The organism is Streptomyces sp. MUSC 14, assembly GCF_001866675.1.
GTDB lineage: Bacteria > Actinomycetota > Actinomycetes > Streptomycetales > Streptomycetaceae > Streptomyces.
This window is the reverse complement of the sequence record NZ_MLYN01000019.1, coordinates 106,342-130,121: the sequence shown is the minus strand read 5'-3', so window position 1 is coordinate 130,121 and position 23,780 is coordinate 106,342. Positions and strand designations below refer to the sequence as shown.

Genomic DNA, 23,780 nt, shown 5'->3' with positions numbered 1-23,780 from the left:
TAAGAGGCTCTTAAGAGAGCGGTTTGGCAGGCTGGGGCCATGAACGACGCAGCGTACGCCCCGTCCCCCGGCGCCTTCGGGCGGGTCCTGGTGGTGGACGACGACCCGGAGGTCCGGGCCGCCCTGGAGGACGGACTGACGCTGGAGGGCTTCACCGTGCGGGGCGCGGCGGACGGCCACGCGGCGCTCGCGGCGGCGGTGGACTGGGAGCCGGACGCCCTGGTGCTGGACGTGATGATGCCGGTGGTGGACGGGCTGGCGGTGTGCCGGCAGCTGCGGGCGCTGGGCGACCGTACCCCGATCCTGGTGCTGACCGCGCTGGACGCGGTCAGCGACCGGGTGGACGGTCTGGACGCGGGCGCGGACGACTACCTGGTCAAGCCGTTCGCGCTGGACGAGCTGGCGGCCCGGCTGCGTGCCCTGCTGCGCCGCGCCGGCCCCGGCGAGCTGCCGCAGCCGGACGCGCCGCGCTTCGCCGACCTGGTCCTGGACCCCGAGAGCCGCTCGGCGGTGCGCGCGGGCCGGCGGCTGGAGTTCACCCGCACCGAGTGGGCCCTGCTGGACCTGCTGCTGCGCCATCCGGGCCAGGTCCTGGAGCGGGAGACGATCATGCGCTGGGTGTGGGGCCGCGACCTCGGCCCCGACTCCAACTCGCTTGCCGTGTACGTCGGTTATCTGCGCCGCAAGCTGGAGGCGGGCGGTGCCTCGCGGCTTGTCCACACCGTGTACGGCGTCGGCTACGTCCTGGACGAGCGATGACCGGCCCCCGCCGCCGGCCCCGTCGGCATCGTCGCCCGCCGCTGCGCCGTCGGCTGGCGCTCACTGCCTCCGCCGCCGTCGCCGGTGTGGCGCTGGCGGTGTGCGCGGGCGCGTACGCGGTCACCGTCTACACCCTGAACCGGCAGTTCGACCTCCAGCTCACCCAGGCGGCGACGCTGGCGATCCAGCAGCACCAGCAGAACGGCCCCGGCGTGCAGGCAGGAGAGTGCCGCTATCTGGCCGCGCCCGCGTGCGCCCAGCTCGTGCCCGCCTCGGCCGCCGACGACCCGAAGGAGAGGTATCTGCTGCCCGTCACAGGCGCCGTGCGCCAGGTGGCGGGCCGGGACCGGGCGCCGTACTTCAGCGCCGCCTCGGTGGCCGGGCACCCGGTGCGGGTGCTGACCACGCCCGCCGGCAAGGGCCTGGCCATGCAGGTGGCGCTGCGCTCCGACGGGGTACGGCGGGCCGAGCGGCAGGTCGCCGGGCTGCTGGCGGTGATCGGCGGGGCCGGGGTGCCGGTGGCCGCGCTGCTCGGCTACTGGGTGTCCCGTTCGGGCCTGGCCCCGGTGGCCCGGCTGACCTCGACGGCGGAGCGGATCACCGCCACGCGTGACGCCGGACACCGCATCGAGCTGCCGCCCGGGCCGCCCGGTCCGCGTGGCCGGGAGGACGAGATCACCCGGCTCGCGGTGAGCTTCAACACCATGCTCGACGCCCTGGAGGAGTCCCTGGCCGCCCAGCGGCGCCTGGTCGCCGACGCCTCGCACGAACTGCGCACCCCGCTGACCGCGCTGCGCGCCAACGCGGAGATCCTGCTCCGGGCGGACCGGCTGACCCCGCGCCAGCGGGAGCGCGCGACGGGCGCGCTCGGCCGCCAGCTGCGGGAGGTCACCAATCTGGTCAACGACCTGATCGACCTGGCCCGCGACGAGGAGCCGCAGCTGGCGCTGGAGGTGGTGGCGCCGACGGCGCTGCTGGAGCATGCCGTGGCCGCGGCCCGGGACCACTGGCCGCACATCGGGTTCGTGCTGGAGACGACCCCCTCGGCCGCCGCCGCCCTGACCGCTGCCGTTCCCAGTCGTCTGACCAGGCTGTTCTCCAACCTCCTGGACAACGCGGCGAAGTTCTCCCCGGTGGGCGGCCGCGTCGAGGCGGCCGCGCTGCGCGCACCGCAGGACGGCCGGCTGGAGATCACCGTCCGCGACCACGGCCCCGGCATCGACCCCGCCGACCTGCCCCATGTCTTCGACCGCTTCTACCGCTCCCGCACCGCCCGCGCCCTGCCCGGCTCCGGGCTGGGCCTGGCCATGGCCCGGCAGATCGCCCACACCCACGGCGCCGAACTGACGGCCCATCAGGCTCCGGGGGGCGGCGCTCTGTTCCGGCTGCGCCTGCCGGCAGACGAGAACAGCCGGTGACTCGTCTCGCGACGGAATCACCGGCTGCTCGGTGAGGGTGAGTGACGGGACTCGAACCCGCGGCATCCTGGACCACAACCAGGTGCTCTACCAGCTGAGCTACACCCACCATGACCGGTGGTGGAACTTGTCGTTTCCCCGACCGGCCGAGAAGAAGTCTACAGGGTCCACAGGGGTGCTCGCGCACATGTTTTCGCGAGCACCGTTCCCGGGGGCTACTGCGCGGGCAGGACGTACTTGGCGGCGATCGACTTCGCCGTGTCGGAGTCCGGGCCGGGCTGCGGGACGAAGACGGCCTCGCGGTAGTAGCGCAGCTCGGCGATCGACTCGCGGATGTCGGCGAGGGCCCGGTGGTTGCCGTTCTTCTCGGGGCTGTTGAAGTACGCCCTCGGGTACCAGCGGCGGGCCAGCTCCTTGATGGAGGAGACGTCCACGATCCGGTAGTGCAGGTAGTCCTCCAGGGTCGGCATGTCGCGCAGCAGGAAGCCACGGTCGGTGCCGACGGAGTTGCCGCACAGCGGGGCCTTGCCGGGCTCCTTCACGTGCTCCCGCACATACGCGAGGACCTGCTTCTCGGCGTCCTGCAGCGTCGTGCCGTTCGGGAGCTCGTCGAGCAGCCCGGACGCGGTGTGCATCTGACGCACCACCTCCGGCATCGTCTCCAGCGCCCGCTCCGGCGGGCGGATGACGATGTCCACTCCCTCGCCGAGTACGTTCAGCTCGGAGTCGGTGACGAGGGCGGCCACCTCGATGAGAGCGTCGTCGGACAGCGAGAGGCCGGTCATCTCGCAGTCGATCCACACCATGCGATCGTTCATGCGACCACCCTAAAGCGGGCCGGTGTCTTTCGGTCCCCTCGTGCCGGTGCGGTCCTGCGGGGCGCCGGGTACCGGTGGGGCACAAGAGACGGAGGGGGCGGGTGTGACCCGCCCCCTCCGGTGGTGCTCAGCTGCCGTGCCGGGGCCCCGGCAGCAGACCGACCGCGCCCGCCGCCTGCCGGCGGCTCTGCATCGGGACACCGCTCTCCGGATGCAGGAGGGCGGGGACCGGGCCGGTCACCGGTCCCGGTCCGGGCAGGCCGGCCGGGGCGCCCGGCTGGGGCAGCGCGGGTTCCGGCTCACCCGGCCGGTCGCCCTGCGGCCGACGGGCGCGGTAGGCGGCCCGGTAGGCGGCGGGGGACGAGCCGAGCTGGCGGCGGAAGTGCCCGCGCAGCGCGACGGGGGAGCGGAAGCCGCAGCGGCCCGCCACCTCGTCCACGCTGTAGTCCGACGTCTCCAGCAGCCGCTGCGCCTGGAGCACCCGCTGCGTGATCAGCCACTGCAGCGGCGCGCTCCCGGTCAGCGAGCGGAACCGGCGGTCGAACGTACGGCGGCTCATGTAGGCGCGTGCCGCCAGTGTCTCCACGTCGAACTGCTCGTGGAGGTGTTCCAGCGCCCAGGCGACGACCTCGGCCAGCGGGTCGGCGCCGATCTCCTCTGGTAAAGAGCGGTCCAGGTAGCGCTCCTGGCCTCCTGTCCGGCGCGGTGGGACGACCAGGCGGCGGGCGAGCGCGCCGGCCGCCTCGTTGCCGTGGTCGGTCCGCACGATGTGGAGACAGAGATCGATTCCGGCCGCCGTCCCCGCCGACGTGAGCACGTCGCCGTCGTCCACGAAGAGCTCTCGCGGATCGACGTGCACCGACGGATAGCGCTTGGCCAGCGTCGGCGCGTACATCCAGTGCGTCGTCGCGGGACGGCCGTCCAGCAGGCCGGCCGCAGCGAGGACGAAGGCGCCGGTGCACAACCCGACGATGCGGGCGCCCTCCTCGTGTGCCCGGCGCAGGGCGTCCAGTGCCTCCTCCGGTGGCGGCGAGGTGATCGAACGCCAGGCCGGTACGACGACCGTCCCGGCGCGTGAGATCGCCTCCAGGCCATGCGGTGCGGTGAGTTCCAGGCCCCCTGTGGTCCGCAGCGGACCTTCCTCGCCGGCACAGACCAGCAGTCGGTAGCGCGGCACGCCGGCGTCCTGGCGGTCGATCCCGAACACCGACAGCGGAATGGAACTCTCGAAGATGGGGCCGCCGCTGAACAGCAGCACCGCGACGATCTCCTTGCGGCGGCGCCCGGAGAGTTTCCGGGCCGCGGCTTCCGGCGCGGCAGTGGAGTCGTGGCTCATACTGCTAAGCCCCCCTCGGTGGTCGCGGCTCCTCGGTTGTGTCGCTCCTGCACGTTTCCCCTCGGTCCTGCACGAGTCCCCCGCCATAAAGACAGTCAAGATCGAATCTAGTGGCTACCGCGGTCTCACGGTGGCCGGTTCGACACGCCGGACATTGTCGACATGACAACTTGGCGTGAAGCATTCGATCACGAAGCGTTGCACTCACGGGGGGTGGAGGGAAGTGCGCCTTGTCGCCGTGGCCGAACCGCGTAGGGTGCGACGCCGCCCATGGACCCTTTCCGTGCAGGTCAAACGGGGGTTGGGGGGTGGCTGCGGCCCCCCTGGGTCGACATTGAGAAGTTGGCTGAAAAGAGACCTTCGGGGGTACGGAAACAGGTCAGTTGACCGGTGTCCGCCCCCGGGTGTGGCGTCTGCCGCTTTGCGGGCCGGAACGGTTCGCGTACGGCTCGGCGGACCGCGCGGAGCGCCGTGCGGCACTCCGCGCGCCGGTGCGTGCGGCGCCGCGCGCGGCGCTCCGGGCGGCGCACCGTTCCGATCGGCGCAGCAGCACCCGGCACACGGCCGTGACGGCGGCCAGCCCCAGCGCGGCCCCCGCGGCGCCGGCCGGCGAGGTGCCGTACCAGACCAGGACGACGGGGACGAGGACGCAGCTGAAGGCGGCCCAGCGGATCACCTCGCCCGCGCCGTCCGGCGGCGCCGGACGTGGCCGTGCGGCGGATCGCGGTCCGGGCATCTCGTACTCCCCTTCGTACTCCCCGGGTGTACTCCTTGGGGGTACGTCCGAGGTGGTGGCTCACCCCGTTCAACGCCCGTTCGACCACTCGGTCACCGGCCGATCACCGGTCGCGTGTCAGTTAACGGTGTGCAAACCGCCTGTACGGGGCAGCAACCATTGCGTTACGGGCGCGGCTCGTGCATGCTCCGGTGAACCCACTCCCCGACGTCGGGGGACCGCTTACGGAGCGTGTGCGAGATCTGGGCTCGGGAGGCGTGCCGCCGTACCCTTGGGGGTATGGGGTTGGGAAGATGTTTCCCGGACACAGCTCCGTGCCTGCTCCGACGCACAACTGTCGTCCCCACCCGTAAAGGATCAAGACGCCGAGACAGCCATGGCCGGTCACGAATTCTTCGAACCAGCGGACCGCAAGCGGCCCGTCGCCGATCACACGGCGTCCGAGCCCCTGGCGGCGGAAGAGCCACGCCCCTCCTGCGACCCAGCCTTCCGGCACGGAGTCGTCGTCGGTTTCGACGGCTCCACCTCCAGCGAGCGTGCCCTCGCCTACGCGATCGGCATGGCCCACCGCTCCCACTCCGGCCTGATCATCGTGCACGTCGCCAACCGGCTGCCGACCACCGTGTGGGCCGGCTGCGAACCGCCGGTCTTCGTCGACGTGCCGGACCACCGCACCGAGGTCCTCGGACTCGAACTGGCCTGTGCGGACTATCTGGCCGAGGTGCCGTGGATCCTGGTCGAGCGGGGCGGGGACATCTGCCACGAACTGGAAGAGGTCGGGCGGGAGTACGAGGCGGACGCGATCGTCGTCGGCTCCACGCACGGCATCGTCGGCCGCATCTTCGGCTCGGTCGCCGGGCGGCTCGCCAAGCGGGCGCAGCGGCCCGTGATCGTCATTCCCTGAGTACTCCGACTCCCTTTGTGCAGCGCGAAACTACTCGCGCGTAGAGGTGGTTTGTGCCCTTGTGAAGGGCATATATCGGTCACCCCGCATCAGCGCAGCACGAAGGGAGCCCGCCGTGGACAACGGAAGTACTACGGTGGTCGGCCGACTCGCCCTGGGAATCACCCTGTTGGCGTTCGGTCTCGGTACGACAGGCGTGATCCACGGCGTGGTCGCGTCCGACGCCGTGTCAGTGGCCCACTATGTGGGCGGAGTTGCTCTGTTCCTGGTCGGCCTGCTGGCCTTCCGTGGTGGTGACGGCGTTTCCGGTACGGGCTTTGCGGCCCTCGGCGCGCTGTGGTTCACCTGGGCGGTCGGCGGTCACTCCTCCGCCAACGCGGCCGGGCTCTTCCTGCTTCTGTTCGCCCTCGTGGCGCTCACCCTGACCCTCGCGGGCGGGGACAGCCTCGGACAGGTCATGCACGGGCTGCTGTTCCTGGCGATGCTGGTGCTGGCCGTCGCCGCCTTCGCCGGCAGTTCCTCTCTGACCAAGGCCGGGGGCTGGGTCGCCGCGGTCTCGGGTGCGGTGGCCTGGTACGCGGCGACGGCCGCGCTGGCGCACTGGCCGACGGCGCTTCCCGGTCGTGCTGCGGGCCGGGGGGTGACGGCCGCCGGCTGATTCCAGCAGCACTGAACGGACCCCCACGTGATGGTGGCCACGTGGGGGTCCGTTCTGTTGTGGTGGAACTACTCGACCGTCACCGACTTCGCCAGGTTCCTCGGCTTGTCGATGTCACGGCCGAGCGCCTTGGCCGTGTGGTAAGCGAGGAGCTGGAGGGGGATGCCCATCAGGATCGGGTCCAGCTCGTCCTCGTTCTTCGGGACGACGATCGTCTGGTCCGCCTTCTCCTGGTGCTGGTGGGCCACGGCGAGGATCTTGCCGCTGCGGGCCTTGATCTCCTCCAGGGCGGCGCGGTTCTTCTCCAGCAGGTCGTCGTCGGGGACGATCGCGACCGTCGGCAGGGCCGGCTCGATCAGGGCCAGCGGGCCGTGCTTCAGCTCGGAGGCGGGGTAGGCCTCGGCGTGGATGTAGGAGACCTCCTTGAGCTTGAGGGAGGCCTCGCGGGCGACCGGGTAGCCCCGGACGCGGCCGATGAAGAGCATCGAGCGGGCGTCGGCGTACAGCTCGGCCAGCTCCTTGATCTTCTCCTCCTGCTTGAGGATCTCGGTGATCTGGTCCGGCAGCCTGCGCAGGCCCTCGATGATCCGCTTGCCGTCGCGGACCGACAGATCACGGGTGCGGCCGAGGTGCAGGGCGAGCAGGGCGAAGGCCACGGTCATGTTCGTGAAGCACTTCGTCGAGACCACGCAGACCTCGGGCCCGGCGTGGACGTAGATCCCGGCGTCGGCCTCGCGCGCGATCGCCGAGCCGACGACGTTGACGACGCCGAAGACCCGGGCGCCCTTGCGCTTGAGCTCCTGGACGGCGGCGAGGACGTCGTACGTCTCACCGGACTGGGAGACCGCGACGTACAGCGTGTCGGGGTCCACGACCGCGTTGCGGTAGCGGAACTCGGAGGCCGGCTCGGCGTCGGCGGGGATGCGGGCCAGCTCCTCGATCATCTGGGCGCCGATCATGCCCGCGTGGTACGAGGTGCCGCAGCCGAGGATCTTCACGCGGCGGATCTGCCGGGCCTCGCGGGCGTCCAGGTTGAGGCCGCCGAGGTGCACGGTGGAGAAGCGGTCGTCGATGCGGCCGCGCAGCACGCGGTCCACGGCGTCGGCCTGCTCGAAGATCTCCTTGTGCATGTAGGTGTCGTGGCCGCCCATGTCGTACGACTCGGCCTCCCACTCCACCGTGGTCGGCTCGGACGTGGTCCGGGTGCCCTCGGTGGTGTAGGTGCGGAAGTCGTCGGCCTTCAGGGTGGCCATCTCGCCGTCGTCGAGGGTCACTATCTGGCGGGTGTGCATGACCAGGGCGGCGATGTCGGAGGCGACGAACATCTCCTTCTCGCCGATGCCGAGGACGACCGGGGAGCCGTTGCGGGCCACCACGACGCGGTCGGGGAAGTCGGCGTGCAGGACGGCGATGCCGTACGTGCCCTCGATGACCCGGACCGCCTGGCGGACCTTGTCCTCCAGCTTGTCGGCGGTGGCGCGGGCGATGAGGTGGGTGAGGACCTCGGTGTCCGTCTCGGAGAGGAACTCGACGCCGTCCGCCTCCAGCTTGCGGCGCAGGTCGGCGGCGTTGTCGATGATGCCGTTGTGCACGACGGCGACCTTGCCGTCGGCCGACATGTGCGGGTGGGCGTTGACGTCGGAGGGGGCGCCGTGGGTGGCCCAGCGGGTGTGGGCGATGCCGGTGGTGCCCTTGAAGCGCGCCGGGACCTTGGCCTCCAGGTCGCGCACCCGGCCCTTGGCCTTGACCATCTTCAGACCGGGCGTCTTCGGGGAGCTGACGACGATGCCCGCGGAGTCGTAGCCGCGGTACTCCAGCCGCTGCAGCCCTTCGAGCAGCAGCGGGGCGACGTCACGCTTTCCGATGTATCCGACAATTCCGCACATGTATGGGTATTCCTAGCCGTAGACGATGCGGCGCAACTGCCTGAGCGTCAGCTCGGGCGGTGCCACCGCTCGATACCTGAGGTCCGCCGCGATCCGTTCGAAGATCTCCGCGTTCACCAGGCCTTGCGCCTGCAGCTCGCGGTGGCGGCGACGGACGTAGTCCTCCGTCGACTCGTCGAAGTAGGCGAGCACGTCCTGGACCACCCGCAGCGCCTCGCCCCGGTTCAGGGTCGTCGAGCGCGTCAGATGATCAACAAGTTCGTCGTGCACCCGGTAGATCCTGGGGTACGAGGCGCGGTTTCGCAAGAATCGTGCCCGATATCGGGCAGCGGCGGCATGGAGCCGTCTGTGTCACATGGCCTGCGCCACATGGCCTGCGTCACATGCGCTTGAGGACCGCCTGCTTGGCCAGGGCGAACTCCTCGTCCGTCAGCACCCCGTCCCGGCGCAGCTCGCCGAGCTCGCGCAGCCGCCGCAGCAGCGCGTCGTGGTCCTCGCCCCCGACCGGCTCCTCGGCGGGCGCCGGCCGCTGCTGCGGTACGGCGGCCGGGGCGGGGGCCGCGGGATGCGGCAGCCGGGCCTGCACGGCGGCGGCCACCAGTGCCATCAGCGGGTCCTTCTTGAAGCCCCACAACTCGACCGCGTTCGGGTCGTACTTGGGCGGGGCCGTGATCGGCGCGCCGCGCACCAGGAACCGCAGATACCCGTTCTCCAGCCCGGCCGCCGGCTGCCACTCCACGCCGGTGATCTCCGCCACGGCAAGCGCCCGGGGCCCGGCGGCGGCCTTGGCGTCCTCCGTCTTCCAGTTCCACTCCAGCCGCACCTGGTCCCCGTCGAAGCTCGCCGTGCCGTCCCCGGCGGAGGCGGACACCGGCAGCGCCGGGCCCGGCAGCAGGTACCCGTCGGCCGGCTCCGGCGAGACCTGCTCCAGCAGCAGCGCGCTGCGCACCTCGTCCGCGACGTACTCGGCGACGCCGTACCGGTCGCTCTGCACCGCCAGCTGATACGGGTCGTCCGCCTCGGCGAGCCGTCCGCAGGTCGCCTGCGTCAACGGGTCGGCGCCGTCGCGCAGCCGCAGCCTCAACCGCCCCGACCTGCGCCCCTGCTCGAAGGAGACACCGGCCAACGCCACGATCGGTACGACGAGTTCGCCCAGCTCACGGCGGAGCAGGCTCACGTTCTTGTCCCGGCCCGGAGTGAGGCGCAGGGCATCGCCGTCGAAGGCCCAGGTGCCGTCCTTCTGGATGATTTCCGCCATGGAGGGATTGTTTCACCGGATCTGCGGGAGAGTGGTCTCGACCATCTCTGGAAGGGAGCGCATGTGAGACGCAACCACAGCTCGACTCCCCGAACCCCCCGACTGCCCAGGTCCTCCCGTGTGTTCGGGTCTCTGCTCCTCGTGGCGGCGGCCGGTGTCTTCACCCTTGGCGCCGCGCCCTCCGCACGGGCGGCGGTGCCCCCCACCCCGCTCGACCGGGTGATCCCGGCCCCCGCCTCCGTCCAGCCGGGCGGCACCCCGTACCGCCTCGCCCGCGGTGCCTCCGTCCGGGTCGACGCCACCCCCGGGGTCCGCCGCATCGGCGCCTACCTCGCCGGCATCCTGCGGCCCTCCACCGGCTACCGGCTGCCGCTCACCGAGTCCGCCGCCGCGGGCATCCGGCTCCACCTGGCGAAGGGCGACTACGGCGCGGAGGGCTACCGGCTGCACAGCGGCGCCGACGGCGTCACCATCACCGCGAGCGCCCCCGCCGGGCTCTTCCACGGCGTGCAGACGCTGCGTCAGCTGCTGCCCGCCGCCGTGGAGAAGCGGACCGTCCAGCCCGGCCCCTGGCAGATCGCCGGCGGCACCGTCACCGACCGCCCCCGCTACGCCTACCGCGGCGCCATGCTCGACGTCTCCCGGCACTTCTTCACCGTGTCCCAGGTCGAGCGCTACATCGACGAAGTCGCCCTCTACAAGGTCAACGAGCTGCATCTGCACCTCAGCGACGACCAGGGCTGGCGCATCGCCATGGATTCCTGGCCGCGCCTCGCGACCTACGGCGGCTCCACCGAGGTCGGCGGCGGCAAGGGCGGCTACTACACCAAGGCCGAGTACCGCGAGATCGTCCGCTACGCCGCCTCCCGCTATCTGGAGGTCGTCCCCGAGATCGACATGCCCGGCCACACCAACGCGGCCCTCGCCTCATACGCCCCGCTCAACTGCAACGGCGAGGCGCCCCCGCTCTACACCGGCACCAAGGTCGGCTTCAGCTCGCTGTGCGCGGCCAAGCAGGTGACGTACGACTTCGCGAACGACGTCCTGCGCGAACTGGCCGCGCTCACCCCCGGCCGCTACCTCCACATCGGCGGCGACGAGGCGCACTCCACCAGCCACGCCGACTACGTGACCATCATGGACCGGGTGCAGCCCCTGGTCGGAAAGTACGGCAAGACGGTCATCGGCTGGCACCAGCTCACCGGCGCCCACCCGGTCAAGGGCGCCATCGCCCAGTACTGGGGCCTGGACACCACCAGCGCCGCCGACAAGGACCAGGTCGTCCAGGCCGCCAAGAACGGCACCGGACTGATCCTGTCCCCGGCCGACCGGGTCTACCTCGACATGAAGTACACCAAGGACACCAAGCTGGGCCTCGACTGGGCGGGCCTGGTGGAGGTGCAGCGGTCGTACGACTGGGACCCGGGCACCTACCTCGCCGGTGCGCCGGGTTCGGCGGTCAAGGGCGTGGAGGCACCCCTGTGGTCCGAGACGCTGAAGACGTCCGCCGACATCGACTACATGGCGTTCCCGCGGCTTCCGGGCGCGGCCGAGCTGGGCTGGTCCCCGGCGGCCACGCACGACTGGAACACCTACAAGGTGCGCCTCGCCGCCCAGGCCCCGCGCTGGGACGCCCTCGGGATCGGCTACTACCGCTCGCCGCAGGTCCCCTGGCCCGCCGCGTAGGCTGAACGGGCACCCCGGAGGACCGTACTCCGGGGTGCCCGCGTCCGTCGGCCGGGCCTTCGCCCTCAGAGCCCCGCGATGGGGTTCTCCAGGGTCCCGACGAGCTGGAGCGCGCCGGACGGGTCGGCGAGGTCCACCATCTGCCGGTTGTCGCGCAGCTGGAGCCGGTTCAGGCAGGAGCGCGCGAACTCGGGGGCGAACATGTCGTACTGCCGGAACCTGTCGGCCAGTTCGGGGTTCGCGTGCTGGTACTCGCGGGTGACCTCGGCGACCGTGTGCCAGAAGCCGTCCTCCGTCAGGATCCCCTCGGCGGCCAGGTGTGCGGCGAGGAAGCGGAAGAAGCAGTCGAAGACGTCGGTGAAGATCGACAGCAGCTTCTTGTCCTCGGGAACCTCGACCGCGATCCGCCGCACCTCCGGCGGCAGTACGGCGTCCGGGTCCATCACCGCGATCTCCTCGGCGATGTCCTTGTAGACCGCCCGCCGTACGACGCCGTCCTCCAGCACCAGGATCACGTTCTCGCCGTGCGGCATGAAGACGAGGTCGTAGGCGTAGAAGCTGTGCAGCAGCGGGGTGTAGTACGCCCGCAGATACCGCCGCAGCCACTCGGCGGGCGCGAGGCCGGAGCGCTCGATCAGCGCGCCCGCGAAGGAGGCGCCGGCGTGGTCGACGTGCAGCAGCGAGGCCATGGTCGCGAGGGACTCGCCGTCCCCGAGGGAGGGCACCGGGCTCTCCCGCCACAGCGCGGCCAGCATCTTGCGGTACGGCGAGTAGCGGTCGGTGGCCCGCTCGTACTCCTGGTGCCGGTAGCCGACGGCCGCCCGCTCCCGGATGATGCTCAGGCCCGTCGCCTTCAGCACCGGGTCGTTCTCGATCAGCTGGGCCAGCCAGTCGTTGATCGCCGGGGTGGCCTCCATGTAGGCGGCCGAAAGACCGCGCATGAAGCCCATGTTGATGACCGACAGGGCCGTCTTCACATAGTGCTTGTGCGGGGCGCTGCTGTTGAAGAACGTCCGGATGGACTGCTGGGCCAGATACTCGTCGTCGCCCTCCCCGAGGCAGACCAGGTGCCGCCGGGCCACCTCGGCGGCGAAGGTGACGGACAGCTTGTTCCACCACTGCCAGGGGTGGACCGGGATGAGGAGGTAGTCGGCGGGGTCGAGCCCCTGCTCGGTGAGCGTGACGCGGAATCCGTCCAGCGTCTTCTCGCCCAGCTCCCCGCGCAGGAAGGTCTCGTACTCGATGCCGGCGCCCGCCGTGAACGCGGCCCGCGAGCGGTGCGCGGCCAGCCACACCAGCCGGACCGGGCTCGCGGTCTCCGGGGCGTACGACAGGTACTCGTGGATGCCGAACCCGAGCCGCCCGTTGTTCGCGACGAAGCACGGGTGTCCCTCGGCCATCCCGGTCTCGATCGCCTGGAACCCGCCCGTGACCAGCTCCGCGGAGGTGACGCGGGGCTTGGTCAGCTTGTAGCAGGTGCCGGAGAGAGTGGAGGAGATCTCCTCCAGGTAGACCGGCAGGATCTCGTCGCTGAGACCGAGCGAGCCCCGCATCTCGATGAAGAAGTCCAGGGCAGCGAGCGGAAGTTGCTCCCCGTCACGGTGCCGGGTGATCGACTCGGGGGCGACCTGCCAGTGGTCGAGGGCGCGGCGGACGGCGCGGAAGCGGTAGGCGGTGAGCCCGTCGTCGCTGCGGACGACGTACTCCTCACCGTCGGCCTCGGGGGTGATCAGACACTCGTGCGCGAACTCGGCGAGCGCCTTGCGGATCAGCTGTCGGTTGGCGGTGGCCCAGCGCTCGGGGGAGAGATGGGCCACGGCGTCGGCGAGGCTCATGCGGCCACCTCCGTCGCCGTCGTCGCCGCGAGGAACCGCTCACGCGTGCAGAAGCTCAACAACGCCACTTTCTCCGGCTTCCGTATCGTCCGTTCGGGCACGAACCCGACGGCCTCGTTCAGTGCGTGCACGGCCGTGTTGGCCACATCCGGCTCGACGACGACCCGGGCCACGGCCGGATCCTCGAAGAGCCGGGCCATGACGGCGGTGATGACGGCCCGGGTGAACCCGTGCACGGGCGTGTCGGTCGCCGGCGTGAGGAAGTGCATCCCGACGTCCCCGGGCAACGGCTCGTACAGACCGACCAGTTCACGCCGCGCCGGGTCGTAGTACTCCATGAGAAAGGCGGGCTCGCCGTCGCGCAGCCCGAGCAGCGCGTGGTGGTGCTCGTCGGCGGCGATCTCCATGTACGCCCGCTCGACGTCGACGAGCGTCGCGTCCTGCATCATCCAGAAGGCGGCCTTGGGGTGGGTGACCCAGGGGTGCAGGAGCTCGGCGTCCTTGAGGGGGTCGACGGTACGGAAGTCGAAGTCGGGCGTCATGCGGCGAACTCCTGGAAGGCGATGGACTTCTCGACCGGGTAGTACTCGGCGCCGAGCAGCTCGCGGATGATGCAGCTGTTGCGGTACGCGCCCATGCCCAGGTCGGGGCTGGTGATGCTGTGGGTGTGGACGCCGGCGTTCTGGAGGAAGACGCCGCGGCCGGTGGTGTCGACGGCGTAGTTGCGGGCGACGTCGAAGCGGCCGTGGCCGTCGAAGCGGAGCCGGTCGCGCACGGGGGCGAGGAAGGCGGGCGGCGTGTAGTGGTAGCCGGTGGCCAGCACCAGGCCCTCGGAGCGGATCTCGAAGTCCTTGCCCTGCTCGTCCTGGCGGAAGCCGAGGGTGTACCCGCCGTCCTCGTGACGGGCGCTGTTCAGCGAGGAGTTGGTGAGCAGCCGGGTCGGAACCGGGCGGTCGCCGCTCGCCACGTTCTTCTGGTAGAGCAGATCGAAGATCGAGTCGATCAGGTCCGAGTTGATGCCCTTGAACAGCCCCTTCTGCTGCTTCTCCAGCCGGTAGCGGGTCTCCTCGGGCAGTGCGCGGAAGTAGTCGATGTAGTCCGGAGACGTCATCTCCAGGGTCAGTTTGGTGTACTCCAGCGGGAAGAAGCGCGGGGAGCGGGTGACCCAGTTCAGCTCGTAGCCGTGTACGTCGATCTCGGCGAGCAGCTCGTGGTAGATCTCGGCGGCGCTCTGGCCGCTGCCGACGATGGTGATGGACTTCTTCTTCTGCAGCTCCGCCTTGCGGTGCATGTACCGCGCGTTGTGCAGGAAGTCACCGCCGAGGCCCCGGCAGGCCTCGGGGAGGTACGGGGTGGTCCCGGTGCCGAGGACGAGGTGCCGGGCGTGGAACGTCTCGCCGCCCTCGGTGTGGACGACGTAGACCCCGTCCTTGCCGTCTCCCTCCTCGTACGTCACCTCGGTGACCGTCGTGCCGAACCGGACGCTGCTCAGCCGCCCCGCCGCCCAGCGGCAGTAGTCGTCGTACTCGACCCGCAGGGGATAGAAGTTCTCGCGGATGTAGAACGGGTACAGCCTGCCCTTCTCCTTCAGGTAGTTGAGGAAGGAGTACGGCGAGGTCGGGTCGGCGAGGGTGACCAGGTCCGACATGAACGGCGTCTGGAGGTGGGCGCCGTCCAGGAACATCCCGGAGTGCCACTCGAAGTCCGGCTTGGACTCCAGGAAGACGCCGTCCAGTTCGGCGATCGGCTCGGTCAGAGCGGCCAGACCGAGGTTGAAGGGGCCGAGCCCGACACCGACGAAGTCATGGATGCGGCGGGCTTCAGGAAGCGCGGTCAAGGGACTCTCCCAGGTACTGCTCGGCGTGGCCGGCGATCAGGTCGAGGACGGCGGCGATGTCGGCCGTGGTCGTCTCGGGGTTGAGCAGGGTGAACTTCAGGTAGTGGCGGCCGCCCACCTTGGTGCCCGCGACGACGGCGTCACCGGAGGCGAACAGGGCCTTGCGGGCGTAGAGGTTGGCGCGGTCGATCTCGGCCGGGTCGGTGACGGCGGCCGGGACGTAGCGGAAGACGAGGGTGGAGAGCGCGGGCGCGACGACGACGTCGAAACGGGGGTCGGCGGCCAGCAGCTCCCAGCCCTGCTCCGCCAGGTCGCAGACCTCGTCGAAGAGTTCGCCGATGCCGTCGGCGCCCATCACCCGCAGCGTCATCCACAGCTTGAGCGCGTCGAAACGGCGGGTGGTCTGCAGGGACTTGTCCACCTGGTTGGGTATGCGCTCCTGCACCATGCGGCGCGGGTTGAGGTACTCCGCGTGGTAGGTGGCGTGGCGCAGGGTGGCCGCGTCCCGCACCAGGAGGGCGGACGAACTCACCGGCTGGAAGAAGGACTTGTGGTAGTCCACGGTGACGGAGTCGGCACGCTCGATGCCGTCGATGCGGTCCCGGTGCTTGCGGGAGGCGAGCAGTCCGCAGCCGTAGGCCGCGTCGACGTGCAGCCAGGTGCCGAACTGCGCGCACAGCTCGGCTGTTTGGGGCAGCGGGTCGATGGAGCCGAAGTCGGTGGTGCCGGCGGTGGCGACGACGGCCATGGGGACGAGGCCGTCCCGCACGCAGCGCTCCAGCTCGCGGGCGAGGGCCACGGTCTGCATCCGCTTGTCGTGGTCGACGGGTATGGAGACCACCGCGTCCGGGCCGAGGCCCAGCAGTTTCGCGGACTTCTGCACGCTGAAGTGGCTGACCTCGGAGGCGAAGATCCGCAGCGTGGAGGCGGAGCCGGTCTTGGCCTCCTCGCGTGCCAGCAGCAGCGCCTGGAGGTTGGACTGGGTGCCGCCGGAGGTGAACACGCCGTCGGCGGCGGGGCCGAGGCCGATCCGCCGGGCCGTCCAGTCGATGAGCCTGCGCTCGATCAGGGTGCCGCCGGCCGACTGGTCCCAGGTGTCGAGGGAGGAGTTGACGGCGGAGAGCACGGCCTCGCCGAGCACCGCCGGGATGACGACCGGGCAGTTGAGGTGGGCGAGGTAGCGGGGGTGGTGGAAGTACACCGCGTCGCGCAGGTACACCTCCTCCAGCTCGTCCAGGACGGCGGTGGCGCTGCCGAGCGGGCGGTCCAGGTCGATGGCGTCGACGCGGGGGGCGAGGGCGTCCGCGGTGACGCCGGTGAACGGCCGGTCGGTGGTGGCGAGTTTGGCCGCCACCCGCTCGACTCCTTCGGTCACGGAGCTGCGGTAGTGCTCCGCGGTGAGGCCATTGAGCAGGTGCGAGCGCATGTGGGGGTCCTCCGAGGGGTGATCGAACTTAGGTAAGGCTAACCTAACTTCTTGAAATCGGGGCATGCCTCACCCGTGATCACTGTCACGGGCGGTGCGGGGTGGCGCGGTGCCTACTCGGCGGCCCGCAACTGCTCTTCGGTCATCCCCTGCCGCCAGTACCCGACGAAGGTCACCCGCCGCCGGTCGACCCCGCCCTCCCCGACGAAGTACCGCCGCAGCGCCTTGACATGACCGGACTCGCCCGCGAGCCACACGTACGTCCGCTCGCCGCAGGGGAGGGCCGCGGCCCGTACGGCGTCGACGGCCATGGGGGTCCCGTCGTGCCGTACGAGCCACGTGATCTCCGCGTCCGCCTCGGTGCGCACGTCCTGGATGTCACCGGCGTCCGGCACCTCCAGCCAGGCCCGGACGCGGGTGCCGGCCGGGAGGGATTCGAGGATCGCGGTCGCGGCGGGTACGGCGGTCCCGTCGCCCCACAGCACGACGAGGTCGGTGTCGGCGGGCGGCCGGAAGCGGATCGCGCGGTTGTCGGCGAGGACCGGGCCGAGCACCAGGGCCCGGTCGCCGGCGCGGGCGCGGGCGGCCCAGCGGGAGGCGGGGCCCGCCGGGGTGTGCAGGGCGAAGTCGATGTCGATCTCGTCGGGGTCCCGGCGCAGGGCCCGCAGGGTGTACGAGCGCATCACGGCCCGTACGTCGTCCGGCAGTTCACGCCAGGCCTGCCACCAGCTGTCCCCCAGATCCAGGGGTACGACGGGCTCCGGCTGGCCGGGATGCGGCAGGAAGAGGGAGAGGGACTGGTCCCGCCCCTCGGAGTGGAAAGCGTGCAGATCGCTCCCGCCGAAGGTGACACGGACGAGCGACGGCCCGAGCCGCCGGGTCCGTACGACGTGCAGGGCGAAGAAACGGAACGGGGCGGCTACGGCCGTCGTCATAAGGGGCTCCTCAGCTGACCTTCTTGGCCTTCTCCAGTGCCTCGGCGAGCGTGGTGAGCAGCGGCACGCACTTGTCGTAGGACAGGATCGGCTCGGGGGAACGGGAGATGACCTGGCCCGCCTTCACCGCGGGCAGCTTCTTCCAGGTCGGCTTGGTGATGGCGGCCGGCTGGAGCGCCGAGGAGCGGTCGTCCATCATGATGATGTCGGCCTGGTACTTGTCGACGTTCTCCCAGCTCAGCGACTCGAACCAGCCGCCGGTCGCCTTCTTCGCGCTCTCCGGCGGCTCGACGAAGTTCACGCCCAGGGTCTTGAAGTACTCCAGGTCGACGGAGAGGTGGGTGCCGGAGACGTAGAAGAGCGGGTCGCTCGCGGAGCCGGCCAGCACCTTGATGTCGGGCCTGGCCTTGGCGGCGGAGCGCAGCCGGGTCGCGGCGGCCTCGAACCGCTTCCTGGCGTCGGTCACCGTGGCGGCCTTCATGTCACCGCCGAGCGACGCGGCCAACTCCCACATGCGCTCGAGGGACTTGGTCAGCTGGCGGTCGTAGACGGAGACGGCGACGCTGGGGGCCAGCTGGGCGATCTTCTTCTTGGACTCCTCGGGGACGTACCAGAGGGTGCCGGCGCTGTCGAACGTCGTGGAGATCAGCACGTCGGGTGCGAGCGAGGCGTACTTCTCGATGTTGAACTGGCCCCAGGCGTTGCCGAGGACGGTCACCTTGCTGACGTCCATGTCGCCGGCCTGGACGTCGGCCTTGCCGTCCTTGGCCGTGGTCGGTCCGAAGACGCCCTTGACCTGGACGCCGTAGTCGTGGAGCGCGGCGCCGACGCCGGTGAACGCGACGATGTCCGCGGGGACCTTGTCCAGCTTCACGGTCGTGCCGCGGTCGTCCTTGAACGACCAGGGCCCGGACCTGCCTGCGGCCGTTCCCTTGCCGGAGCCACTGTCTTTCCCCTTGTCGCCCCCGCAGGCGGTGAGCGCGGCACCGAGTCCGATGGCGCCGCCCACGGCGAGGATTCCGCGGCGGGTGAGGTGGGTGGCACGGGCAAGGGGCATGGATACGACTGCTTTCGAACGGGGCGAGGCGCCCGCCGGACAGGTTCGAAGATAGGTTAGCCTAACCTCACTCGACGTCCAGGGGGTGGGGGCGCCTCGGCGGTGCGTCAGCAGCGGGATCGTTCGGTACGGCACTGCGGCGCGGGAAGGGTCCGGCCGTGGGGCCCCGCCTGTCCGTCACGGGGAGAAACGGACGGGCGGGCAGTTCGGCCGACGACGCCGGGCGCATCCTTCTTCAACGTCGGCGCGACAACGACATGTGGGCGCTTCCTGGAGGTGCGATGCACATCGGGGAGTCGTTGCCGGACTGCGCGATCCGGGAGACCCGCGAGGAGACCGGGTTCGACGTCGAAACCGTCGGCATCGTAGGCACGTACACCAACCCGCACCACGTCTTTGCCTACGACGACGGCGAGGTACGGCAGGCCCCGCGAAGTCGGCGCGCTCCCGATGGTCTCCGGCATCCGAAAGCGCGTGAACGACTGGTGCGACGGCAACATGCCCGCTGCCCGTTGGGCGTGCGGCGCGACACGACGGTTCTGCGTGGGCGGCTTCGGTCTCACTCGTGCCCTCAACCGGGCCCAGGGTGATGCGCGACGTCGGCCTTCAACGCCACCAGCACGTTCTGAAAGCCGACGCCGCGCGACGTCTCAGCTCACCTTGATGGTGACCTTCCACGGCGTGACGGCACGGGGGCACGTGTGCCCGGGGCCGGCGTGGCACTGCCGCACGGCGGTGATGGTGCTGGTGCCCGGGCCGTCCGCGTGGACGACCGCGTATGCGTCACCGGCCGGTGTCGTGCCGCTGACAGTCCGAGTCAGGCCGTGGGCGTCGCGGGTGCTCGGCATGCTCCACGTGTACGTCAGGCCCCGCTCGCGGGAGGCCTTCAGGCGGATCTCGGTGTCGTCACCGACCGACCGGGCCACGCTCTGGCCGTTGTCGGAGTCGGTGAGGACGAGACGGTCGGCCCGAGCGGAGTGCGGCGCGGCGGACGCGGCCGGGGTGACCAGCGTGGCGGTCACCATCAGTCCCAACGTCAATCCGGTCGCGTACTTCGTGGCTTTCACGGTTACCTCCAGGCAGATGACGGACGCGCTGATCAACGTCCCGCACGCCCGTCACGCAATGCCCTGCCCCGGGAGGACCACCTGATTCGCCGAACAGCACCCCCGTACCCCTCTTCAGCTCACCAGCCCCAACTCCCGTGCGATCAGCATCCGCTGGACCTCGCTCGTGCCCTCGCCGATCTCCAGGATCTTGGAGTCCCGCCACATACGGGCCACCGGGTACTCGTTCATGAAGCCGTAGCCGCCGTGGATCTGGGTCGCGTCGCGCGCGTTGTCCACCGCGACGGTGGAGGAGTAGAGCTTGGCCAGGGCCGCCTCCTTCTTGAAGGGCTCCCCGGCGACCAGGCGGCTCGCCGCGTCGCGCCAGGACAGGCGGGCCGTGTGGGCCTTCATCTCCATGTCGGCGATCTTGAACTGGATCGCCTGGTTGGCGCCGATCGGGCGGCCGAACGCCTCGCGCTCCTTCGCGTACTTCACCGACTCGTCCACACAGCCCTGCGCCAGGCCCGTCGCGAGCGCCGCGATGGCGATACGGCCCTCGTCCAGGATGCGCAGGAACTGGGCGTAGCCCCGGCCCTCCTCGCCCAGCAGGTTGGCCGCCGGGACGCGGACGTCCGAGAAGGACAGCTCACGGGTGTCCGAGGCGTTCCAGCCGACCTTCGAGTACGGCGCCGCCACCGTGAAGCCGGGGGTGCCGGACGGGACGATGATCGAGGAGATGAGGGGCTTGCCGTCCGGTTTGCGGCCCGTCACCGCCGTCACCGTCACCAAGGCCGTGATGTCCGTACCGGAGTTGGTGATGAAGCACTTCGTGCCGTTGATCACCCATTCGTTCGTGTCCGGGTCGAGGCGCGCCGTCGTCCGGGTCGCGCCCGCGTCGCTGCCGCCGTCCGGCTCCGTCAGGCCGAAGGCGCCCAGAGCCTCGCCCGCGCACAGCCGGGGGAGCCACTCGCGCTTCTGCTCCTCCGTGCCGAACAGGTGCAGCGGCATCGCGCCCAGCGAGACGCCCGCCTCCAGGGTGATGGCCACGGAGGAGTCGACCCGCGCCAACTCCTCCAGCGCGATGCCGAGGGCCAGGTAGTCGCCGCCCATGCCGCCGTACTCCTCCGGGAACGGCAGCCCGAACAGGCCCATGCGGCCCATCTCGCGGACGATCTCGTACGGGAACTCGTGCCGCTCGTAGAAGTCGCCGATCTTCGGCGCCACCACGTCGTGCGCGAACTCCTCGACCGTACGGCGGAGTTCCTCCAGCTCGGGGCTGAGACGGTGGTCCATGCTGATCACTGGTCCTTGTGGGAGAGAGCGCGGACGGTACGGGACGGGCTGGGCCGGCCCAGTTGTTCGGCCATCCACACGCTCGTGGCGGTGAGACGGCCGAGGTCGACCCCGGTCTCGATGCCGAGGCCGCGCAGCATCCAGACGAGGTCCTCGGTCGCGAGGTTGCCGGTGGCCGACTTGGCGTACGGGCAGCCGCCGAGCCCGCCGGCGGAGGCGTCGACCGTGGTCACCCCGTGCTCCAGGGCCGCGTAGGTGTTGGCGAGCGCCTGGCCGTAGGTGTCGTGGAAGTGCACGCCGATCGTGTTCGTCGGCACGCCCTCCTCGTTCAGCAGGGAGAGCAGTTCGAGGACATGGCCAGGGGTGGCCACGCCGATCGTGTCGCCGAGGCTCAGCTCGTCGCAGCCCATGTCCCTCAGGGCGGTGCAGACGCGGGCCACCTGGTGCAGCGGGACCGCTCCCTCCCACGGGTCGCCGAAGCACATGGACACATAGCCGCGTACGTGCACGCCCTCGTCCTTCGCCCGGCGCACCACCGGCGCGAACACGGCCAGCGACTCGTCCAGTGAGCGGTTGAGGTTGGCCTTCGCGAAGGACTCGGTGGCGCTCGCGAACACCGCGATCCGCTCGGCGCCGAGGGCCAGGGCCCGCTCCAGACCGCGCTGGTTGGGGACCAGCACCGGGAGCTCCACCCCCGGGACGTCCTTGACCAGCGGGAACAGCTGCTCGGCGTCGGCCAGTTGAGGCACCCACTTGGGGTGCACGAAGCTCGTCGCCTCGATCGTCGTCAGGCCCGCGTCGGCGAGCCGGCGGACGAACTCCGCCTTCACCTCGGTCGGCACGGCCGCCTTCTCGTTCTGCAGCCCGTCGCGCGCCCCGACCTCGTGGATCCGGACCCGCGCGGGCAGGTCGGTGGCCGGTACGACCATGGGCAGACCTTCGGCGGTCACTGCGCCACCTCCCCGTTCTCCTCGCGGTTCTCCTCGTGCGGTGCGATCACCGCGAGCACCTGGTCCATGGCGACCGTCGTGCCCGGCGTCACGTCCAGCTCGGCGACCGTGCCCGCGTGCGGGGCGGAGATGACGTGCTCCATCTTCATCGCCTCCACCACCAGCAGGCTCTGTCCGGCCGCGACCTCGTCGCCGACGGCGACCTTCACCACCGTCACCGTGCCCGGCATCGGGGCGGTCAGCGAGTCGGCGCCCGCGTGCGCGGCCCCGCTCAGGGACGCGGCGACCGGGTCGTGGTCGCGCACCTGCCAGGCGTCGCCGTCGCGCCCGACCCAGTCACCGGCCCGGTGGAAGGCGTGCCGGACGCCATCGAGGGTGACGGCGACCGTGTCGTCGGTGACCGTGGCCGTACCCCGGGGCGTGTACGCCACCGGGTCCTGCACTCTCAGATGGAAGACCGGCGGCTTCGGGGTGCCGCCCAGGCGCCAGCCGCTCGGCACCGAGAAGGGGTCGGTCCAGCCCTCGGCGCGGGGCTCCAGCGCTTGGGCACGCACGGCCGCCGCGGCCTCGTACACCTCCTCCGGCACCTGCGCGGGGACCAGTTCGTCCACCACCCGCTCGACGAGCCCCGTGTCCAGGTCGCCGGACACGACCGCGGGATGGGCCAGCAGCCGGCGCAGGAAGCCCGCGTTGGTCGGCACGCCCAGCGTGACCGTCCGCGCGAGGGCCGCCCGGAGCCGCGCCAGCGCCGTCGCGCGGTCGGGGCCGTGGGCGACGACCTTGGCCAGCATCGGGTCGTACAGGCTGCCCACCTCGGTGCCCTCGCTGAGCCCGGAGTCCGTGCGGACGCCGTCGCCCTGCGGTTCGTTCAGCAGCAGCACCGTGCCGCCGGAGGGGAGGAAGCCGCGGGCGGGGTCCTCGGCGCAGACACGGGCCTCGACCGCGTGGCCGGTCAGGGTGACGTCCGCCTGTGTGAAGCCGAGCCGCTCCCCGGCCGCCACCCGCAGCTGCCACTCCACCAGGTCGAGGCCGGTGACCAGTTCGGTGACCGGGTGCTCCACCTGGAGGCGGGTGTTCATCTCCATGAAGTAGTACGCGGCCGGATCGCCGCCCGGCACGATGAACTCCACCGTGCCCGCGCCCCGGTACCCGCAGGAGCGGGCCGCCTGCACGGCCGCCTCGCCCATCGACGCGCGCGTGGTCTCGTCGAGGAGCACGCTCGGCGCCTCCTCGACGACCTTCTGGTGCCGCCGCTGGAGCGAGCACTCGCGCTCGCCGAGGTGCACGACGTTCCCGTGGCCGTCGGCCAGCACCTGGATCTCGATGTGCCGGGGCCGGTCGACCCACCGCTCCACGAGCAGCGTGTCGTCACCGAAGGAGGCGCGGGCCTCGCGGCGGGCGGCGGCGATCTCCTCCTCCAGGACCGTCAGGTCCCGCACCAGGCGCATGCCCTTGCCGCCGCCGCCCGCGGACGGCTTCAGCAGCACGGGCGCGCCCAACGCGCGGGCGGCGTCGGCCAGTTCGGGATCACGGCCGCCGGGCACCACCGGCACCCCGGCGGCCTGCACCGTCTCCTTGGCGCGGATCTTGTCGCCCATGAGCGCGATCGCGTCCGCGGACGGGCCGATGAACACCAGCCCCGCCTCGTCGCACGCGCGCGCGAAGGCGGCGTTCTCGGCGAGGAAGCCGTACCCCGGGTGCACGGCCTGCGCGCCCGTGCGGGCGGCCGCCTCCAGCAGCCGCTCCGCCGACAGATAGCTCTCGGCCGCCGGCGCCGGGCCGATCCGTACCGCCGTGTCGGCCTCCCGGACATGCCGCGCGTCCGCGTCGGCGTCGGAGAAGACCGCCACCGAGCGCACGCCCAGCGAGCGGAGCGTACGGATGACGCGTACGGCGATCTCGCCCCGGTTGGCGACCAGCACTGTGTCGAACACGGTTC

General features: G+C 71.1%; 21 protein-coding genes, 1 tRNA gene and 1 pseudogene. 6 read left to right on the top strand and 17 right to left on the bottom strand.

Features of this window, described 5'->3' with window-relative positions:
• The first annotated feature begins 39 nt into the window (after positions 1 to 39).
• Together BIV25_RS11610 and BIV25_RS11605 are read left to right on the top strand one after the other, a co-directional pair.
• Positions 40 to 759 carry a response regulator transcription factor gene (locus BIV25_RS11610; RefSeq protein ID WP_071372158.1) on the top strand — a complete coding sequence of 240 codons (720 nt, stop codon included), beginning with the start codon at positions 40 to 42 and terminating at the stop codon, positions 757 to 759.
• Positions 756 to 2,177 (top strand): HAMP domain-containing sensor histidine kinase, encoded by a 1,422-nt coding sequence (locus BIV25_RS11605; RefSeq protein ID WP_071372157.1) that lies wholly within the window; start codon positions 756 to 758, stop codon positions 2,175 to 2,177. The genes BIV25_RS11610 and BIV25_RS11605 overlap by 4 nt, the downstream gene beginning before the upstream one ends.
• A 36-nt stretch (positions 2,178 to 2,213) precedes the next feature.
• Here BIV25_RS11605 and BIV25_RS11600 read toward each other — a convergent pair.
• The 4 genes from BIV25_RS11600 to BIV25_RS11585 form a co-directional block, all read right to left on the bottom strand.
• Positions 2,214 to 2,286: transfer RNA gene (locus tag BIV25_RS11600), tRNA-His, on the bottom strand.
• A gap of 106 nt (positions 2,287 to 2,392) precedes the next feature.
• Complete coding sequence (gene orn, locus BIV25_RS11595; protein ID WP_071372156.1) at positions 2,393 to 2,995, bottom strand: oligoribonuclease; 603 nt, start codon at positions 2,993 to 2,995, stop codon at positions 2,393 to 2,395.
• 127 nt (positions 2,996 to 3,122) lie between these two features.
• Positions 3,123 to 4,331, bottom strand: coding sequence for a helix-turn-helix domain-containing protein (locus BIV25_RS11590; protein ID WP_071372155.1), 1,209 nt, complete (start codon positions 4,329 to 4,331; stop codon positions 3,123 to 3,125).
• A 379-nt stretch (positions 4,332 to 4,710) separates the two neighbouring features.
• Positions 4,711 to 5,067 carry a hypothetical protein gene (locus BIV25_RS11585; protein WP_071372154.1) on the bottom strand — a complete coding sequence of 119 codons (357 nt, stop codon included), beginning with the start codon at positions 5,065 to 5,067 and terminating at the stop codon, positions 4,711 to 4,713.
• Between the two features lie 376 nt (positions 5,068 to 5,443).
• Here BIV25_RS11585 and BIV25_RS11580 point away from each other — a divergent pair, with 376 nt between their 5' ends.
• Positions 5,444 to 5,971 (top strand): universal stress protein, encoded by a 528-nt coding sequence (locus BIV25_RS11580; protein ID WP_071372153.1) that lies wholly within the window; start codon positions 5,444 to 5,446, stop codon positions 5,969 to 5,971.
• Positions 5,972 to 6,086: 115 nt separating this feature from the next.
• The gene (locus BIV25_RS11575) at positions 6,087 to 6,629 is read left to right on the top strand and encodes a GPR1/FUN34/YaaH family transporter (protein WP_218158457.1); all 543 of its coding nucleotides are present in this window, start codon (positions 6,087 to 6,089) and stop codon (positions 6,627 to 6,629) included.
• Between the two features lie 68 nt (positions 6,630 to 6,697).
• On the opposite strand, the gene glmS is transcribed toward BIV25_RS11575, so the two are convergent.
• From glmS to BIV25_RS11560, 3 genes are all read right to left on the bottom strand, one after another.
• Positions 6,698 to 8,515 (bottom strand): glutamine--fructose-6-phosphate transaminase (isomerizing), encoded by a 1,818-nt coding sequence (gene glmS, locus BIV25_RS11570; RefSeq protein WP_071372152.1) that lies wholly within the window; start codon positions 8,513 to 8,515, stop codon positions 6,698 to 6,700.
• 12 nt (positions 8,516 to 8,527) lie between these two features.
• Positions 8,528 to 8,785 carry a hypothetical protein gene (locus tag BIV25_RS11565; RefSeq protein WP_071372151.1) on the bottom strand — a complete coding sequence of 86 codons (258 nt, stop codon included), beginning with the start codon at positions 8,783 to 8,785 and terminating at the stop codon, positions 8,528 to 8,530.
• Between the two features lie 109 nt (positions 8,786 to 8,894).
• Positions 8,895 to 9,773 (bottom strand): DUF4429 domain-containing protein, encoded by an 879-nt coding sequence (locus tag BIV25_RS11560; RefSeq protein WP_071372150.1) that lies wholly within the window; start codon positions 9,771 to 9,773, stop codon positions 8,895 to 8,897.
• 63 nt (positions 9,774 to 9,836) lie between these two features.
• Here BIV25_RS11560 and BIV25_RS11555 point away from each other — a divergent pair, with 63 nt between their 5' ends.
• Positions 9,837 to 11,459, top strand: a complete 1,623-nt coding sequence (locus tag BIV25_RS11555) for a beta-N-acetylhexosaminidase (protein WP_071372149.1) — start codon at positions 9,837 to 9,839, stop codon at positions 11,457 to 11,459.
• A 65-nt stretch (positions 11,460 to 11,524) separates the two neighbouring features.
• Here the strand turns inward: BIV25_RS11555 and BIV25_RS11550 are convergent, their stop codons facing one another.
• The 6 genes from BIV25_RS11550 to BIV25_RS11525 form a co-directional block, all read right to left on the bottom strand.
• A complete protein-coding gene (locus tag BIV25_RS11550; protein WP_071372148.1) occupies positions 11,525 to 13,294 on the bottom strand; it encodes an IucA/IucC family siderophore biosynthesis protein in 1,770 nt (589 codons plus the stop codon).
• Positions 13,291 to 13,836 carry a GNAT family N-acetyltransferase gene (locus BIV25_RS11545; RefSeq protein ID WP_071372147.1) on the bottom strand — a complete coding sequence of 182 codons (546 nt, stop codon included), beginning with the start codon at positions 13,834 to 13,836 and terminating at the stop codon, positions 13,291 to 13,293. Before BIV25_RS11545 ends, BIV25_RS11550 begins: the two co-directional genes overlap by 4 nt.
• Positions 13,833 to 15,131 (bottom strand): lysine N(6)-hydroxylase/L-ornithine N(5)-oxygenase family protein, encoded by a 1,299-nt coding sequence (locus tag BIV25_RS11540; RefSeq protein ID WP_071372146.1) that lies wholly within the window; start codon positions 15,129 to 15,131, stop codon positions 13,833 to 13,835. The genes BIV25_RS11545 and BIV25_RS11540 overlap by 4 nt, the downstream gene beginning before the upstream one ends.
• Positions 15,115 to 16,557 carry a lysine decarboxylase DesA gene (gene desA, locus BIV25_RS11535; RefSeq protein WP_071372145.1) on the bottom strand — a complete coding sequence of 481 codons (1,443 nt, stop codon included), beginning with the start codon at positions 16,555 to 16,557 and terminating at the stop codon, positions 15,115 to 15,117. The genes BIV25_RS11540 and desA overlap by 17 nt, the downstream gene beginning before the upstream one ends.
• Before the next feature lie 113 nt (positions 16,558 to 16,670).
• Positions 16,671 to 17,492: a siderophore-interacting protein gene (locus tag BIV25_RS11530; protein ID WP_071372144.1), complete on the bottom strand. Its 822-nt coding sequence runs from the start codon at positions 17,490 to 17,492 to the stop codon at positions 16,671 to 16,673.
• Between the two features lie 10 nt (positions 17,493 to 17,502).
• Positions 17,503 to 18,549, bottom strand: coding sequence for an ABC transporter substrate-binding protein (locus BIV25_RS11525; RefSeq protein ID WP_071372143.1), 1,047 nt, complete (start codon positions 18,547 to 18,549; stop codon positions 17,503 to 17,505).
• A gap of 158 nt (positions 18,550 to 18,707) precedes the next feature.
• On the opposite strand from BIV25_RS11525, the pseudogene BIV25_RS46790 reads away from it, so the two are divergent.
• Positions 18,708 to 19,053: pseudogene (locus BIV25_RS46790) on the top strand (NUDIX domain-containing protein); the annotation flags it as partial.
• A gap of 146 nt (positions 19,054 to 19,199) precedes the next feature.
• On the opposite strand, the gene BIV25_RS50945 reads toward BIV25_RS46790, so the two are convergent.
• The 4 genes from BIV25_RS50945 to BIV25_RS11505 form a co-directional block, all read right to left on the bottom strand.
• Positions 19,200 to 19,616 (bottom strand): hypothetical protein, encoded by a 417-nt coding sequence (locus BIV25_RS50945; RefSeq protein ID WP_177235238.1) that lies wholly within the window; start codon positions 19,614 to 19,616, stop codon positions 19,200 to 19,202.
• A gap of 114 nt (positions 19,617 to 19,730) precedes the next feature.
• On the bottom strand, positions 19,731 to 20,891 hold the full coding sequence (locus BIV25_RS11515) for an acyl-CoA dehydrogenase family protein (RefSeq protein ID WP_071372302.1): 1,161 nt from the start codon (positions 20,889 to 20,891) through the stop codon (positions 19,731 to 19,733).
• A gap of 5 nt (positions 20,892 to 20,896) precedes the next feature.
• Positions 20,897 to 21,841, bottom strand: a complete 945-nt coding sequence (locus tag BIV25_RS11510; protein WP_071372141.1) for a hydroxymethylglutaryl-CoA lyase — start codon at positions 21,839 to 21,841, stop codon at positions 20,897 to 20,899.
• The gene (locus BIV25_RS11505) at positions 21,838 to 23,775 is read right to left on the bottom strand and encodes a biotin carboxylase N-terminal domain-containing protein (RefSeq protein WP_071372140.1); all 1,938 of its coding nucleotides are present in this window, start codon (positions 23,773 to 23,775) and stop codon (positions 21,838 to 21,840) included. The genes BIV25_RS11510 and BIV25_RS11505 overlap by 4 nt, the downstream gene beginning before the upstream one ends.
• Between the last annotated feature and the right edge of the window lie 5 nt (positions 23,776 to 23,780).

Coding starts and splice junctions, on each gene's coding strand:
- BIV25_RS11610 (WP_071372158.1), top strand. CDS start 40: ATGAACGACGCAGCGTACGCCCCGTCCCCCGGCGCCTTCGGGCGGGTC.
- BIV25_RS11605 (WP_071372157.1), top strand. CDS start 756: ATGACCGGCCCCCGCCGCCGGCCCCGTCGGCATCGTCGCCCGCCGCTG.
- orn (WP_071372156.1), bottom strand. CDS start 2,995: ATGAACGATCGCATGGTGTGGATCGACTGCGAGATGACCGGCCTCTCG.
- BIV25_RS11590 (WP_071372155.1), bottom strand. CDS start 4,331: ATGAGCCACGACTCCACTGCCGCGCCGGAAGCCGCGGCCCGGAAACTC.
- BIV25_RS11585 (WP_071372154.1), bottom strand. CDS start 5,067: ATGCCCGGACCGCGATCCGCCGCACGGCCACGTCCGGCGCCGCCGGAC.
- BIV25_RS11580 (WP_071372153.1), top strand. CDS start 5,444: ATGGCCGGTCACGAATTCTTCGAACCAGCGGACCGCAAGCGGCCCGTC.
- glmS (WP_071372152.1), bottom strand. CDS start 8,515: ATGTGCGGAATTGTCGGATACATCGGAAAGCGTGACGTCGCCCCGCTG.
- BIV25_RS11560 (WP_071372150.1), bottom strand. CDS start 9,773: ATGGCGGAAATCATCCAGAAGGACGGCACCTGGGCCTTCGACGGCGAT.
- BIV25_RS11550 (WP_071372148.1), bottom strand. CDS start 13,294: ATGAGCCTCGCCGACGCCGTGGCCCATCTCTCCCCCGAGCGCTGGGCC.
- BIV25_RS11545 (WP_071372147.1), bottom strand. CDS start 13,836: ATGACGCCCGACTTCGACTTCCGTACCGTCGACCCCCTCAAGGACGCC.
- desA (WP_071372145.1), bottom strand. CDS start 16,557: ATGCGCTCGCACCTGCTCAATGGCCTCACCGCGGAGCACTACCGCAGC.
- BIV25_RS11530 (WP_071372144.1), bottom strand. CDS start 17,492: ATGACGACGGCCGTAGCCGCCCCGTTCCGTTTCTTCGCCCTGCACGTC.
- BIV25_RS11525 (WP_071372143.1), bottom strand. CDS start 18,549: ATGCCCCTTGCCCGTGCCACCCACCTCACCCGCCGCGGAATCCTCGCC.
- BIV25_RS11515 (WP_071372302.1), bottom strand. CDS start 20,891: ATGGACCACCGTCTCAGCCCCGAGCTGGAGGAACTCCGCCGTACGGTC.